This is a genomic window from Fibrobacter sp. UWP2, assembly GCF_900141705.1.
Taxonomy (GTDB): domain Bacteria; phylum Fibrobacterota; class Fibrobacteria; order Fibrobacterales; family Fibrobacteraceae; genus Fibrobacter.
Map to the genome: position 1 here is coordinate 58,101 of NZ_FQYM01000006.1, position 15,564 is coordinate 73,664.

The window sequence follows — 15,564 nt, forward strand, 5'->3', positions numbered from 1 at the left end:
ATCCTAAAGTTTCACAAATATGGTTTTTTATGCCGTTTCCGTCAATTCCTTGAGTTTATCGTACGGGTAAATTCCCGAGCCATGCCCGTCGCTAAAGGCAAGCGACACCGCATAGCGCCCAACCGATTGGATTCGTTCCAGTTTCACATCCATGGGCACCGTGGAATCGTCCAATAGTTTTTCGCCGGTATGCTCATCGACGCACAATGCACACGGGCATGCGAGCCTGAGCGTGCGGACATCGCAAGCACCGCGCGTTCCATCGTTCCACTCAACGCCCAACTTGCCGCTGGGAGTCCTAAAAACTTTCTTGGGCTGAATCATGCTTCCTCCACCGGCAGTTGTTCAAATTCGTAGTTGAAGTTCTTGAGCACGCCGTCGCCCTCGGCATCGAACACAGCGAGCGCCCTCACCACCGTGTCGGCGGTTTGCATAAAGACCTTCGCCGATTCGGAGTTCGGGTAGCGCAGCACCGCCGGAGCCCCCTCGTCGCCACAGCCCGCCACCGCAGGTTCCATGGGGATTTTGCCAATGAGGGGCACGCCCCACTTTTGGGCAATGCGTTCGCCGCCGCCCGCGGGGAATATGTTGTGGCGCTTGCCGCAACCGTCGCAAATAAAGTAACTCATGTTCTCGACGACGCCAATCACGGGGACTCCCACCGAGTCGAACATGGCGATTCCCTTGCGGCAGTCGGCAAGTGCGACCTCTTGCGGGGTCGTCACCACCACGGCGCCCGCCATGGGGCAGTTTTGCGTGAGCGTAAGCTGGATGTCGCCCGTTCCTGGAGGGAAGTCGACCAGCAGGTAGTCGAGTTTGCCCCAACGCACGTGATGGATAAAGTGCTGGATCATTTGGCTCACCATGGGGCCGCGCCAGATGGTCGCCTTGTCGCTATCGGCAAACATGCACATAGAGACAATGCTAATGCCGCCCTTCGCCTCGACCGGCGAAATGGAGTTGTCGTCATGGACCACGGGTGCCTTGTCGATGCCGAACATGAGACCCATGCTGGGGCCGTAAATGTCGGCGTCCAAAATGCCCACGCGCGCCCCCGAAAGGCTCAAGGCCATGGCGAGGTTCGCGGTCACAGTCGACTTGCCCACGCCGCCCTTGCCGCTGGCCACCGCCACCACATGCGCGACTTCGCCAATGTGGGAATTTTGCGGAGCCTTGGTCGCCGCGTTCTCGTCGCCAACCCGGCCTTGACTGCTGGTGAGCGTTACCACCACCTCGGTCGCCCCCAAGGACTTTACAATCGCAATGCTCTGGTCCTTGAAGCGATCGCGAATAGGGCAAGCCGGGGTCGTAAGTTTGAGTTCAAACGAAACGCAGGTTCCCTCGATTTTCATATTCTGCACAAAGCCAAGCTCCACAATGTTCTTGTGGAGGTCCGGATCCTGCACAGCAGAGAGCGCCTTCAAAATGGTTTGTTCGTTCAGCGTCATAAAATCCTCATCAAGATCACCCTAGGAATTACACACAAATTAACTACACGCCCGCCGTAGATGGGCTGTCGAGCGAAAACTTGGGCATGCGCAGCAAGTGCGTAATGCAGGGAGGCCATTCCTCTTCGTAGTGGCTCACCAAAATAATGGTCGTCTCTTTTGAGAGCAAGTCCAACAGGTGGAAAATTTTTTCGCGGTATTCGCCCTTGAGACCCTGGGAAGGTTCGTCAAGCAAAAGCACTTTGGGCGGGCGGATAGCGGCTCGCGCCATGAGCACCAGGCGCTTGTCGATGGGAGAGAGCTTGCGCACGTTCACCGTGGGGTCATCAAAACCCAAGTAGCTGAGCCACTCGCGGGCCTTCGCTTTCTCTTCCCAAGTGATGTTCTCGGCTCGGCAAAGGTTGGGCGTGAACCCCGTACAAAGCACGTCGAGCAGTTCGAGGTCCTCGCGATACTGCAGCGCGAGTTCCGGGGAAAAGTAACCGAGTTTTGCCTTGTGTTCCCAAATGTTGAGACCATGGCCCGGGCGCTCGCCCAAAAGGGTGATGTCGTTGCAATACATTTGCGGGTGGTCCGCGGTAAGCAAGCCGAGGAGCGTGCTTTTGCCGGCGCCGTTTTCGCCCATCACCGCCCAATGCTCGCCCTCGCGCACCGTCCAGTTGAGGTTCTTGAGCACAATTGTGTCACCGAACCGCACGTTCACGTTTTTCAGGTCGAAGAGAACTTTGTCCTCAGTGTCATTCTGAGCCCGTTCGACAGGCTCAGGGTAAACTCCGCCGTTAGGCGAAGTCGAAGAATCTAACGAGCCTTGAGATCCTTCGACGCACTTCGTTTGCTCAGGATGACACTTTCGTGTCAGTTTCACAATCTCGTAGTCCTTCAGTTCCGCCTTCGTAAACTTAGGCTTTGCGACTTCAGAAGGCAACTCGCCCGCATACTGCATGAAGGTCTTGTTCGCATACACAAACGCAGGGATCCCTGGGAACAGTTCGTCTTCGCGAGCAAGGCGCACCACCAGGTTGACCTGGCCTGCACCGTCATGGGCATCATGAGCAAGTTCAGCCACGCGCTCGGCCAAATGCACGCGGTATTCTGGGTCGAGCCCGCCAAACAAATCGTTAAAGTAAATCCACTTGGGCGATTCCATCCATATGCGAGCCAAAAGCACGCGGCGCAGCTCGCCATTCGAGAGGCTCAAAAGCTTGCGGTTCAAAATGCTCTCGCTCAGGTCGGCAATTTCCAGAGCCCGAGGGAGTTTTGCCGGGTCGGTAAGCGGGAACGGGACATCGTCAATGTAGCGGTCCGTCTGCAAAAAGAACTTCTTGTTCAAAAGCAGGTTCCGCACCAGCGGGGCTTCTTCGTCGTGAAGGCTAATAAAACGCTGTTGCCAAAATGGGGCCAGTGCGTGTTGTATTTTACGCTGGATTGCCTCCGACATCACGGAGACGTTTTCGCGCTGGTTCAAAAAATGCATAATGACGCGATCTAGGTCCTCGCCCTCGGTGCTAAAGATTTGCACCTGCGGGAACTTCTCAATCAACGCCTCGAATCTTTTAAATTCCATGCCCGTAAATGTAGAAAAACGCACATACAAAAAAATCCCCCGGGTTTTTCACCGAGGGACTTCCGTTATTTTGAGAGAATTTTATGAAAGAATCACATTAGAACTTGTTGAAGAAATCCCATGTGGCCTGCGGAACCCAGGACTTGTTCTGGCCAGGATCCTTGTGGTCCCAGATGTGGCCGCCGTTCTGCGTGCACCAGCGGACCGGGAAACGTTCTTCAACTGTCGTGTAATCGTAGCAGACGTGCGGACCGTTGCCGCTGTATTCCTGGGCGCGTTCGTTTTTCGCCTTGCCGCCTTCGGAGTTGAGTTCCAAGATGATATCGCGAGCAGCGCGACCCATTGTCGGAGTGCAGAGGTTGTCTTGCAGGCCGAGCACGCCCATCCAGCCGATGCCCTTGTTCTGGCGCTGCGGGAGCCAAATGTTGCGTTCGGCGGTTTCGTAGACGGCAACGGCGCGGAGCACGTCCTGGTGGTTCCAAGAAAGCCCATTACTGAACATGGAGCCGTAGCTGAAACCGGTGGAGAACACGCGGCTCGAGTCAATACAATAATTAGATTCCATAAAAGCCAAAAGTTCATCGAACAACGTGTAATCATCTTGACCCCACGGAGCCTGATTGCCGTTGCCCTCCGGAGCAATGAAGATGGCCGTTTTTTCGGTATCAAGCGGTTTCAAACCATAATAGCCTTCTTGCTGCACGCCGCCGGCCCAGCCACCCATGCAATGCATGCCGAACACGAGCTTGTAGGGCTTATTGTTGTCGTAATTGTCGGGAATGTCAATACGAACGGTGCGTTTGCCCTTGCTCCACTGGAAGTCCCAGCTACCACTCTTGGGGATGTTTCCCGGAGCAGCCTTGCCACAACCACGAGTCGGAACGGGGTCGTTCTTGAGGCCCCATCCGTAGGCGTATTCGGGCTCGGCGCCCTTGGGCTTGGTGAGCGTCAAGGCGAGGTTGGTATCGAGGTTCGTGAGCGCCACGTTCAAGGTGTCAAAGCCCTCGGCCACCACCTGCAGGTTTTCGCCGCCTTCCTTAGCGAGGCTACGCACCACAGGCTTCCCAAAAGAGGAACCGTAGCTGCCGTTGGCAGTAAACTTGATGTTTTGCATAGCGGAGCCCATGCGCACGCGGGCAAAGTAAGTGCCCTCGGCCTTTACAAAGCCGCGCAGGTCCACCGAACCGGAACCCGCAAAGACCTTGTTCAAAACGCGGTTGCCCACAGCGTCAAAAATCTGCACCTGCACCGGGTCAGAACTCGCCTGCAGGTACGAGAGCACGCCGTTTTTCACGTTGACGAATCCCGGGACGAAGGCCGCGTTAAGCGCCATAATCTCAGTATCGCGGAGCGTAAACGCCCCCACGCCATCGGTTTTTGTCGAAAGATTGAGCCCGGTCAGGCTGACCGATGCGCCCTTGACGGCAGTTCCTTTTTCGTCCGACACTTTGCCGGTCAAAATAAATGCGTTAGCGGCAGTCGCCAAAATGGCGACAGATAATCCCATACAGAAAGAATATTTCATAAAACCTCCCTTATATTCCTTCATCATATAAAATATTCCCAAAACCCTTTTTCCCTTCTTTTGCCGAGCCGTTTTCCGTGGACAATTCGTCCACAACACGGCCTCTTTTTCAAAATTTTTTTTACATTAAAACGCATGGATTCCCTTTTGCAAAAAGTCGTTGACGGCGAAGCCCGCCTGACCTCCGCCAAAGCCCTGGACTTGCTCAAAAAAGCCCCGTGGACCGAGGTCGCCGAAGCGGCCCACGCCATGCGCCAAAAGCGCCTCCCCGGAGGGCGCGTGGGCTATACCGCCTTCCGCATTGTGAACTACACGAACGTTTGCGAAGTCACTTGCAGTTTTTGCAGTTTTTGCCGCCCCGCCAAAAGCGCCGACGCCTACGTGCTTAGTTTGGACGAAATCCGGCAAAAGACAATCGAAGCGAAGGCGAAGGGCGCCGACCAGATTTTTTTGCAGGGCGGCGTCAACCGCGAGATTCCGCTCGGCTACTACACCGATGTGCTGAAAATGCTCACGCAAGAGATGGGCGTCAAGGTACGCGGTTTTTCGCCGGTGGAACTTGTTCGCATTGCGGAATTCAACCAAATGCCACTCGAACAATTGTTGGACCTTTTCAAGGGAGCGGGCCTCTCGAGCGTCCCAGGGGCCGGAGCCGAGATTCTCTCGGACCGCATGCGTGAATTCTTGAGCCCCCAAAAGCTCTCGGCAAAGGAATGGTGCGCCGCCATGGCCGCCTGCCACAAAAAGGGCCTCCCCGGCAGCGCAAACATCGTGTTCGGGAGCATCGAGACGCCCGAAGAAATCGTGGAGCACCTGGAATACGTGCGCTCCACGCAAGATATCGCGGGCGGTTTCAAGAGTTTTGTGGTGTGGACGTTCCAGCCGCAAACCAACAAGTTCCCCATCCGCCACGTGCGCGGCGATGAGTACCTCAAACTGCTCGCGCTCAGCCGCCTCTACCTCGACAACGTGCCGCACATCGAAGTCTCGCTCCTCGGCATGGGACTCTCCCTGGGCGAACTCGGGCTCCATGCGGGCGCCGACGACATCAACAGCATTGTGATCGAGGAGAACGTGCTCAAAAACCACGGGGTCACCACCATCGAAGAGGCGGAATCGTTCATCAAGAACGCCGGGTTCACCCCCTACCGACGCTCCCTCAACTTTGATTGACGCCGCAGGCATAAAAAAAACGCCCCGGTTTTCGCCGAGGTGTTTTGAGAGAGTTAGAAAAATGATTACTTGTATTGCTTAGCGTATTTTTTGAAGCCCTTGACCAAGAGGGCGGCGAGGATGCAGTACATTAAAGACTCCTTTTTTTTTCGTAAAATGACTTTTTATCGTCGTTTTTTTGCGTTTTTTCCGCATTTTCGTTCAACGGCGCCAATATTAACAAAATTTTACTAACGCGTCAAGGGAAAAAAATATATAAAGAGCGATTTTTTTAAAGAATTACACAAGTTTGACACTCCCCTTCTTTTTGCAAGTGGCATTTTTGGTAAATTTAAAGCCATGAAACGTATTTTGCTGATTTGCCTCGCTTTTGCAGCTATAGCCAGCGCCCGCCCGAGCCTCCAAGTTGACAAGGACCGCATCGAGGCCGGCCAGACTTTCCATTTGCAGTTGATTATGCCCTTGCAGGAACTCCCTGAATCCAGGGGCGTGCCGCAGCTCGAAACCCGCAACGGCTTTACCTTCCTGAGTCTTGACAGTAGCGACCAGGTGATCCGCCCCGGCATGGAAGACATGTTCGAGTCGTTTTTTGGCGGCGGGGCACGAGCCTACAAGGCGCGCGTCTATTCGTTCAGCGTCCGCGCCCCTAAAAAGACGGGGCAGATCGACGTCGGTCAAATCACTTGGGAAATAGGCGGCCAGCCGCAAGTCATCAGCAGCCGCATTCCCGTGAGCGTGCAAAAATCGTACAACGACGACGCAATCTCTGTGAGCCTCACGCCCAGCAAAAAGACCATTTACGAAGGCGAACAGTTCAGCGTGACCCTCGGGTTCCATACCTACGAGCACTTCGAAGGCGGTCTGCAGGCCACCGACATGAACACCGGCAACGACTTCATTGTACACCGGAGCGACCTCAACAATATGGAATTCAAGCCCGTCGAAGGCGCCCGCCGCGAAATGCAGGCGAGCGCCAAGTTCGCCTGGCTCTCCCCCACCAAAAGCGGCACATTGCAAATCCCGCCGTTCAAGTTCAAGTACACCAAGCGCGGCGAGCCCAAGGTGGTCGAAGAGAAAAAGCAGATGGGCGGCATGTCGTTCACCAGCCGCAGCGTAAGGCAAGAATCGGTGGAGGCCGAGGCCAACTCGCCCACCATCAACATTACCGTAAAGCCGCTCCCCGCCGAGGGCAAGCCCGCCGATTTCTCGGGAATGGTGGGCGACTACAAATTCACAGCCGACTTTGACCGCACGCAACTCAAGGTGGGCGAAGCGCTCACACTCGCCATCGTAATCAAGGGCGACGGAACGCCGGGCACCATCACCGACCCCAAGCTTCCCGACTTTGGCGACTTCCGCTCGGTGCCGCCCGAGAACAACATCTCAAAAAAAATTGCCGGGAACAAGGTCATTACGACCAAAGAGATCAAGGTGTTCCTCTACCCCAAAAAGAAGGGTACATTCGAAATCCCCGCCATAAGCTACTCCTGGTTCAACCCTTCTAAAAAGAAGTACGAGTCCACCGTCGCGGGCCCCTGGACCATCGAAGTCGAAAAGGGTGAAGCCGTCGCCGAGGCCATGTTCCAATCCCCCGCCGCCGCAGTTGGCCCCGCCGCCGTGCAAAAGCAAGAAATCGAATCGCTGGGTTCCGACATCCGCTTCATTCACCAAGTCACGGGCAAGGCCGAGTCGGGCACCCCGCACAGGAACATCACCTTCTGGGTCGCCTTTGCCGCCGCCATCCCGTTCTACTTTATTGTATCGTTCCTCATCACGCGCCGCCGCAAGCACAACAGCGACGCCGCCCTCGTGCGCAAGGGCAAAGCGAACAAGATGCTCAAAGAAAAGTTCGCGCACGCCCGCGCGGCATTGCAAAAGGGCGACGGCAAGGCATTTTTTGCCGCCCTCGAGAACGGGCTCATCGATTACCTGAGCAACCTCACGAACCAGGAATTCAAGGGCATGACCCGCCCGCAAATGAAGGAGGAACTCGAAAAGCTCGGCGTGAAGGCGGAGACCGTCACGGCCATAGACAGCTGGCTCGAAAAATGCTCCTTTGTGCGATTCGCCCCGGTAACGGCGAGCGCCGACGAACAGGCGCAAATGCTCAAGGACGTCGAAAAGCTCTGCGAAGGGCTGAACATTTTAAAATAGGCGAATATGATGAATAAAATAACGTTGATTTTTTTGACTGCACTCGCCTTGGCCACAAGCGCCTTTGCCGCAAGCTCCTGCCCCGGGATCGAAGCGGGCACCAAGGCCTACAACGAGAGCGACTTTGAACGCGCCATTGACGAATGGCGCACCTGCGTTGACAACGGCATGGCCGATGCCGACCTTTACTACAACTTGGGCAACGCCTATTTCCGCAACGGGAACCTGGGCTTTTCCATCTTCTATTACAAGCAGGCTTTGCGCCTGCGCGCCAATGACGACGACATACAGCACAACCTCAAATATGCCCAGGCCATGACCAAAGACAAGGTGGACGAAGACGAAGAAGAGAACCCCATCCTCGCGACGCTCTTTAATGTCCATCACGCGCTTTCGCTCAAGGCCCAGCTTTTTGTGCTGCTCGTCATCTTTTGGATTATCGCGTTCGTGTTCATCGCCCGCCGCCTGGTGGCAGGAGAGCGCAACAAGAACATTTGCACGGGAGTCGTTTTTGCGCTCTCGATTGTATTCTGCGTCGTTGGAGCCAGCGCCGCCTACAAGGTGATTGTGCTGGAGACCGACATCACAGGCGTTGTCACCGCCAAAGACGCCGACGTGACCAGCGCCCCGAGCGACAAGTCCCAAACGCTCAACACGCTCTCCGAAGGCACGAGTTTCGAAGTCCTCGGCATCCAAGGCAACTTTGCCGAAATCCGCCTAGGCGAAAAAGTCAAGGGCTTTGTGAAACTCTCCGAAGTCGGAATCGTGAAGTAGCGCGAGGTCGGCGCCCGGGGGAAGACTCGGTTAGTTGAAGCGAAGCATCAACGCAATCTCGAACTGCAGAATCTGCCGCAAGTGCGGCGTCTCGTCGTCCAGTTTTTCGTGGATCTGACGGTACTCAATGTAGCTGCTCATCGAGGCAATCCTGTTGAACATGTAGGCGGCACTCGGCCTAATGAACCACTCGTGCGTACGCGAGGGCACCGTGCGGTCGGTGAGCGTGAGTTCTGGATTATACGCGACGTAGTTATAGCCCGTCGATCTGAAATCACGGAACACACCGTCAGTACCGCTTTCTTTGTTCCACATGGTGTAACCCGGATCGGGGTCATATTCCTTGCGGATAGTCTTGTTGTAGTCGTAGCCCGCAGTCAGCTTGAGGTCGATATCGTTTTCGAACTTGAAGTACCATTTGAAGAAGTTGAAGCCCTTCTTGAGCTTGAGCGGGTACGAAATGCTAAAGTCGTCGCCAATGTTGAAGGCAAAATCGTTGTAGAGCGAGGTATGAATCCACGGCGTATCCCAGAAGTAGTCAGAGGTATCGAGGCCGTTGCCGGTGGAATCGGGCCAGCTGGTAATGCCAATGACTTCTTCCTTGGGTCTGCGATCGGTCGATTCGATCTTCATGCGGACGCTGTTCTCGATACGCATGTTCTTTTGCGTCAAGAACGTCACACGGATAAGCGGGTTGAAGTTAAGCTGGTCGCTCCAAGAATCTTCGGCGCTCTGGAACGGGCGCACCGTAGTAGTCCTGGTGTAGTCAAAGTGATGCGCGGCGCTCACGCTGCGGAAGCCATTGAGGAACGAAATACGTTGCGAGAAGTTGGGCACGTTAATGCCAATGCCAATCTTGGGCCACACGGTAGTCGTATCGAGGTATAGCGGGTACTCGCGGGCCTGCGAGAATTCCTCGCGCCACTGTAAATCGCCCGTCACGCCAATGTCCCAAATCGGGAGCGTGACACCCGTCCCCACCTGGAACTGACGCGCCACGGTATGGCGGAAGTTGCCCTGGTACACCAGCGTATCCACATGGCGGTTCCTGTACTCGGCAAAGTCGCGGTAATCGTCGCGGTGGTCAAGGCCCATGTCGCCCGTAACAATGTTATAGAAGCCGCGGTTGCGGTAGCCGTTGCCCAAGCCCAGGCCGTACAAGTAGTATTGCAGCGGCGTCACGTTCTGTTCTTCGTACAGCTGCGCCAGCGTAAAGTTCTCGCCTATGGTGTTGGTGCTGGTGGTCCAGTTAAAGCGGATTTCACGCCACTTGATTTTATCCAGCGCCTTGGCAATCGCATTCTCCTTGCCAAACGAATTGGCAAGGTCCAGAATCTTGAACGTCGGGCTGAACTCAAAGCGGTTGGTCTGCGAAATGGTCCAGAAGTTCTTCTCGATGCCCGTATGGTCGTAAAGGTCAAAGTCGTCGGGGATTGTCTTTTGCTGAGTGAAGTCCGAAGAGAACGTCGTGTTGAACGGCAAGAACGGAATCAGGCGCGGGTTAAAGCCAATCTTGAATTGCTGACTGCGGGAACGTTCGTTGCGCAAAATACCGTAGGAACGTCCGTATTCACGACGGCCCACGCTATCGACCTTGTAGAACCGGGTGCTATCGTAAAGAATGGTGTAAGAATCCGGGTTCTGCATGTCAATGGCGAGTTCAGCACCGTCCTCATTCACCTTCGGGATGGTGTCGTACGGGATGATCACCAAGCTGTCGCTAGAAACGTAGACCTTGCGATCGGTGTGGTCATAGTCAAAAATATAGTCGCTGGCAAAGAGGCCACCATCGTCGGGGCTAAAGAAGTTCTCCTTCACAAACGCCTCGCGGTCGCCGCCACCGTACATGTCGCGGCGAATACTCAACGAGTAAGACGTAGAAAGGAACGAAAGGATGTTCCAACGCATGTTCAACTTGTGGTTCAAATCGGCAGTGTAGGTCACCACCTTGTCGACCTGCGGCTCCACAAAGTCCGGGTCACGGTCCTGGTCCACATGGCGCACGTAGGTGAAGTCGAACAGCGTGAGGTCAAAGGTCTGCGGCCACGGTTCAAACTCTGTTTTGGCAAACGCCTTCACAAACGAATTCTCCGATTTGGAGAGGGCGTCAAAAGGTTTGAACTTGAACATGGAGAAGGTTCCCAGCTTGTACTCCAACGTGGTGTGGTAAGAGTACGTGGAGTCGGCGCTGGTGGCGCCACGCCCTTCGGATTCGCTATACGAGTAGCTAATCGCAGGGCGTTCCAAGAGGGCCTGCGAAAGCACCTCGCCCAGCTTGGTATCGGCAGCAACGTAATCCTTGCTGTAGCTAATGCCAAACGTCTTGGTGCGCACATAGGTCTCGTAGCCCTTTGACTCGCCCTCGTCACGCAGTCTCTGTTCTTCCCTGGGATTGGTCACCGAGAGCTCGTTCTGGAACATGTCGCCTGTGAGGTCCGAGAAGCTACTGCGCTTGAGGATCATGTCGTCGTTCGGCTTCATGTACGGACGGTCCGTGGTGCTGTTGTAACCCAGGTTCATGGGGATGTGGAATCCCATGCTGTCGTTCAGGAACTTGTTCAGGCTCACGTTAATGTCGGCAGCCACATCCAGCTGCGAAGCCGCTTCAGAGAGCTTGGGCTTGGGAGAGCCGCCCGTCGAGGAGAGCGTCGCAAAATTACCATCCTGGTAGCGCACCGCACCCGAGAGTGAAATAAAGTCGGCGAAGTTCACCTGGGCGCCGGTACGTGCCGCATAGCCCCACTCGGTATCCATGTCGCCCAGGCGCAGGTCATCAATCCAGAACGTTCCCTTCAAGTCGTCCGGGCTCGCCGACGAATCGGCGATAATCACAAAGCGAATCCAGTCCACGCTCGTGATGGAGGGGTTACCCACCAGCTTGAGCTGTTCTTCCCTATCGCCTCCCAAGTCCTTGATGGTCGCCTCGGTAAAGGGCGGGTGGCGTCCGAGCTTCAAATCGGAGAAGTCCTCGATGTCCATGGCAAAGGCGTTGTCGATCCAGTTCTGTTCGTGGCAGTCCTGGGCGCGCTGCGAAGAGGCGCAGACGTAGTTCACCGGACGGAAGCTCCATTCGTAGTAATCGGAAGAGCCTTCGAGCGAGCCCTCGCCAAACTGCATGGCGAATCGCACCGGGACCGTCGTCGCGTCGGTCTGGTAATGGATTTCGAGTTTCAAGGACTTGTACGCCGAAAAATCCTTCTTGTCGGTTTCAAAGATACGGGTCACGCCCACTTCTTGACCAGGCGACATGTTCTGGTAGTCGAGCACCAGGGCAGTCTCCTTGAGCGGGGCGTTGGAATCGGTATCGCGTTCCGTCTTGGTGTTGGGGGACTTAAAGTACTTGTTGGAATTTTCGCGGTTGTTGATGGTCGTCACCTTGATGAAGCTCGTATCGCGGGTCGCCACCGACTCCTTGATCTCGGTCTCCACTCCGTTGACTTCCACAATCTGCGAATTCTCGTTAGTGCTGGTCTTGTACAGGTCGGCGACCGTAGACTCTTCCCACGCGTTGCCCACAACGCTCAAGCTCACAATCTGGACCTTGGCCTCGGAGACGCCCGGGTTCAACTTGCCCACCCACAAACGCGTGAACAGCGCTTCGGAGAGAATCGTCTTGTAGTCGTTCCCCGTAGGCGAAACAATCGTATCGTACTGGTTCATGGGGATGCGCCACTTGCGCCAGCCGTTCTTGAGTTCCTCGAAGTTGGCGGGGTCCGTATCAGAGAGGTCAATGCGGTAACGCACAAAGCTGATGTCGGTATCCAGGGATCCGTTCTTGTTGATGTCTTCGGTATCGTAGGCGCGTTCACCCGAGTTGTTTTCGGTACCGTTGATGTTGACCGGCGGGTCACTTTCGTCCTCCAAGTCATCGTCGTAGTTATCGCGGGCGATGTCGGTCGTCGAAGCGTCAGCATTCAGCGTGTTGTAAGTCGTCGAAATACAGTCCGAGGTACGGCAGTCCCAAACCACGCGGTATTCGTCAGAGCCCGAGAGTCCGTCAATACCCTTGTCGTGCAGGGCTGTTGTGGACCCCAAATCGTTTTCACCGTCGTAGATGCCGTTCGGCTCTTCACCGTTAATCGAAATATCTTCGCTCATCAAACCCAAGTCGAGGTAAATGGAACCCACGTTGCCGCGCGCCACCACTTCAATGTACTTGCTCTCGCTCAAGTCCTGGTAATAGCTACTGTTGGGGCGCATCACGCCGCCCCAAGAATTGCCCGCCAGGTTGTCGTTGGCACGGAGCGTCATCTTTAAAACGGTGAGGTGCTGGTTGTCCACATCGGAGTTGCCCACATTGGGGTAAATGTACTTATAGAGTTCCGTCGAGTTGCTGTGCCAAATGAATTCACCCCTGTGACGGAAATCGAGGCTCGGGATGTAAGTGGACACATTGTCCTTCACGCCACCCGGAGGCGAAGCCTGGTACCAAGAAAGCCTTGAGAGCGGGAACACCAGGCCGTTGACGGTCGACTCGAAGTCTTCGACCAACGCCTCGGCATCGTCGCTCGTGTTGGCGTTGTGGCGGCTTGCGGCAAATTCCGCTTCAAAGAGCCAGCTCGAAACAGCAGAGGTGTTGATGAACGGGATCTTGTTCACCAGGTCGGTCAACGCCTGCACCGTATCTTGCAAGCGGAGGTTCATGCCCCAAAGGAAGCTGTTGAACGGTTCGTTGCCCAAAGTCGGGGTCTCGGCCGTGGTGCTCTGGCTCTTGTACAAGGCGGTCACGCCAAAAAGGGAGCCTTCGCCAAAGCCGTAGCGTTCCAACGGGAGCTCGGCACGGGCGCCCAGCAAAAGTTTGTTGTCGATTTCGAACAGCGGTTCGCACTCAAACGTGACCTTGATTTCCTTGTTCGGGTCAAGGGCGCGCTCGCTCAAAAGTTCAATCTGGCCAAGTTCGTAGTTGACTTCGTAGTCCACGCCGCGAGTGAGCGTCGTGGAACCGGCGGTCAGCTTTTCGGTTCCCGGCGAAATATCCATACAGGAGCCCGCGCTCACCGAGTAACTGGAGTTCGGGTCGCGCACGCTGATGGTGGAGTTGCGGCGCTTGCCCACCGACTCAAAGTAGAAACGACTCGTGTAGCGGTTCAAGTTATAGACAGGGAGCGTATAGAGTTGCGCCGTCGCCCCCGTGGAGTCCAGCAAGCGAAGCGGTTCCAAGCAGTTCTCACGGGCGCGCTCCGTAGTGCGGCTCCCCGTATATTCCGAGAGCGGCTTACAGGGCAGCCACATTTCGCCCGTAAAGTTACCCGAAGCATCCTTCTTGAAAATCGTGGCGTCGTTCACTAACGGACTGCCTGTGGTAGTGTCCGCGAGGCCGAGCGTCTTGAGGTAGGTTCCTGTCATGCCCGACTTGTTTTTCATGCGCAAAATAAAGCCGCTGCTGCTCGCTTCGGTAATGCCCACCGAGTAAACATTGCGGAGCATCAACTTGTCGATGTCCGTCAGTTCCGAGAGCGTCGCGTCCCACTGGACCAGCACCACGCGGGCGCCGTCTCGAACCGTGGTCCCCGTACGTCCCGTGCCGTCGTTGCTCCAGCTCGCCGCCAACAAGGTGTTGCGGTTCACGCCGTTAATCTTGAGGATGCCCGTCTTGGGATCGTAGGTGTAATCGCTTTGGGGAATCTCCACCATGCGTTCCACCAGCTTTTCAACCGTCTTGCCGTTCGGCGCCTTGTACACCACCGTGATGTTGTCGAGCACGTCGTTCGAGGCGTTCAGGCCGCTCCTCTTGTACAGCTTGAGGTTCGTCGCCGGGAAACTCGATGTGGTCCTGCCGGCAATGGCCGCATTGATGTAGTTGTCCCTCGCCTCGTGATTCAAGAAGTAGTAGCGGTAGGCAATGAACTGCTTGTCCAAGATCTGAAACTCGGTAGTCGTCTCGCTCGCGTTGATGGTGTACTCCTCCTGGCTTCCGCCATCCTGGGAGGCGATAGTCGTGAGGCGCCAGTCGCCCAGCTTCCAGTCGGCCTTGATGCCGAACAAGCCCTGGTGGTTTTCGGAGTAACCCGTGAGCGCCGTACCCGTCAAGGAGAGGGACGTGGTACCGGCTTCCACGCGTTGCAATATGTAGTCTTCAAATTCATCCTTGTACGATTCCTCGTACACCACGCGCACCTGGTTCTGCACACCAAGCCCGCTCTCCACGTTGTTGATCTCCACCGTGATGTAGGGGCCGATTTTACCCTTCACCATAAAGCTCGGGTCGTACGTAAGCGTGGGCGATGGCCACAGGCTCGTCTTGGTACTGCCTTCGGCATCGTCCTTCTCGCCATAGCCCTTCAGGCGAATGTCCATGGTTCCCTGCAGCATAAGCTTCGGCTTGTCGAGGCCAAAGTCCTTCATCCAAGCGGGCATCGACACCGGGATCGTGATGTCGAACATGGAACCGGTCTCGGGCGCCTCGTAACCTTCGTCCCTCTGCCCCACAAGGCCATTCAGCCAAAGGTTCTTACGGCCCACGTCGTACATGTCCGAGACGTAGTCCGTAAGTTCGGGGTAGTGCGCCGTCCACAATGTAGTCGTGTCGCGGGAGACGCCATTCACGCGCTTCTCGCTCACATCGAGTTCACGCGTCGCGATGTTGATGTCGTGACTAAAGACCTGACCCTTGGTGGTCTTCATCAACCGCGGCGAAGAACCGATGCCGCCAAATGGGAGCATGCTGTTGAGCGGCGTCGCCGAGGGAGGCAAAGGCATGTACTGGTACGTGGGCTGCCATTCTGTTTCGGCCGGGTCGGCTGGTTCTGCGGAGGGTACCGACGTGGTATCGGTCTGGCCAAAAGCCAAACTACTTGCGCCCAGAAGCAGCGCACAAAAAGCAAATAAACCCACATGGGTCCTATGTAAGAACCTATTCAAATTCAACCATCACAAAATACAGAATGTGACATCGCCAAATTCAGTAGAAAATGAGATTTTCGGGA

General features: G+C 55.6%; 8 protein-coding genes. 3 read left to right on the plus strand and 5 right to left on the minus strand.

What is annotated here, in order from left to right:
* Nucleotides 1-27 precede the first annotated feature (27 nt).
* The 4 genes from BUB55_RS04930 to BUB55_RS04945 all read right to left on the minus strand — a co-directional run bounded on the left by BUB55_RS04930 (nt 28) and on the right by BUB55_RS04945 (nt 4,519).
* Nucleotides 28-324 carry a DUF971 domain-containing protein gene (locus tag BUB55_RS04930; protein WP_073188749.1) on the minus strand — a complete coding sequence of 99 codons (297 nt, stop codon included), beginning with the start codon at nt 322-324 and terminating at the stop codon, nt 28-30.
* Complete coding sequence (locus BUB55_RS04935) at nt 321-1,448, minus strand: Mrp/NBP35 family ATP-binding protein (RefSeq protein ID WP_073188751.1); 1,128 nt, start codon at nt 1,446-1,448, stop codon at nt 321-323. Before BUB55_RS04935 ends, BUB55_RS04930 begins: the two co-directional genes overlap by 4 nt.
* Before the next feature lie 43 nt (nt 1,449-1,491).
* Entirely contained in the window at nt 1,492-3,012 is a 1,521-nt protein-coding gene (locus BUB55_RS04940; protein ID WP_073188851.1) for an ATP-binding cassette domain-containing protein, read from the minus strand.
* A gap of 97 nt (nt 3,013-3,109) precedes the next feature.
* The gene (locus BUB55_RS04945; protein ID WP_234971803.1) at nt 3,110-4,519 is read right to left on the minus strand and encodes an esterase; all 1,410 of its coding nucleotides are present in this window, start codon (nt 4,517-4,519) and stop codon (nt 3,110-3,112) included.
* Between the two features lie 153 nt (nt 4,520-4,672).
* Between BUB55_RS04945 and BUB55_RS04950 the strand changes: the two genes are divergently transcribed.
* From BUB55_RS04950 to BUB55_RS04960, 3 genes are all read left to right on the plus strand, one after another.
* Nucleotides 4,673-5,710, plus strand: coding sequence for a CofH family radical SAM protein (locus BUB55_RS04950; RefSeq protein ID WP_073188752.1), 1,038 nt, complete (start codon nt 4,673-4,675; stop codon nt 5,708-5,710).
* A gap of 339 nt (nt 5,711-6,049) precedes the next feature.
* The gene (locus BUB55_RS04955) at nt 6,050-7,864 is read left to right on the plus strand and encodes a BatD family protein (protein ID WP_073188754.1); all 1,815 of its coding nucleotides are present in this window, start codon (nt 6,050-6,052) and stop codon (nt 7,862-7,864) included.
* A gap of 6 nt (nt 7,865-7,870) precedes the next feature.
* Nucleotides 7,871-8,638, plus strand: coding sequence for a tetratricopeptide repeat protein (locus BUB55_RS04960; RefSeq protein WP_073188756.1), 768 nt, complete (start codon nt 7,871-7,873; stop codon nt 8,636-8,638).
* A 30-nt stretch (nt 8,639-8,668) separates the two neighbouring features.
* Here BUB55_RS04960 and sprA read toward each other — a convergent pair whose 3' ends face one another.
* Nucleotides 8,669-15,472, minus strand: coding sequence for a T9SS outer membrane translocon Sov/SprA (gene sprA / locus BUB55_RS04965; protein ID WP_234971804.1), 6,804 nt, complete (start codon nt 15,470-15,472; stop codon nt 8,669-8,671).
* Nucleotides 15,473-15,564 lie beyond the last annotated feature (92 nt).

Bases quoted from the DNA above. Each gene is read 5' to 3' on its own strand.
- BUB55_RS04960 (WP_073188756.1), top strand. From the start codon at position 7,871: ATGATGAATAAAATAACGTTGATTTTTTTGACTGCACTCGCCTTGGCC.
- BUB55_RS04940 (WP_073188851.1), bottom strand. From the start codon at position 3,012: ATGGAATTTAAAAGATTCGAGGCGTTGATTGAGAAGTTCCCGCAGGTG.
- BUB55_RS04945 (WP_234971803.1), bottom strand. From the start codon at position 4,519: ATGGGATTATCTGTCGCCATTTTGGCGACTGCCGCTAACGCATTTATT.
- BUB55_RS04930 (WP_073188749.1), bottom strand. From the start codon at position 324: ATGATTCAGCCCAAGAAAGTTTTTAGGACTCCCAGCGGCAAGTTGGGC.
- BUB55_RS04935 (WP_073188751.1), bottom strand. From the start codon at position 1,448: ATGACGCTGAACGAACAAACCATTTTGAAGGCGCTCTCTGCTGTGCAG.
- BUB55_RS04955 (WP_073188754.1), top strand. From the start codon at position 6,050: ATGAAACGTATTTTGCTGATTTGCCTCGCTTTTGCAGCTATAGCCAGC.
- BUB55_RS04950 (WP_073188752.1), top strand. From the start codon at position 4,673: ATGGATTCCCTTTTGCAAAAAGTCGTTGACGGCGAAGCCCGCCTGACC.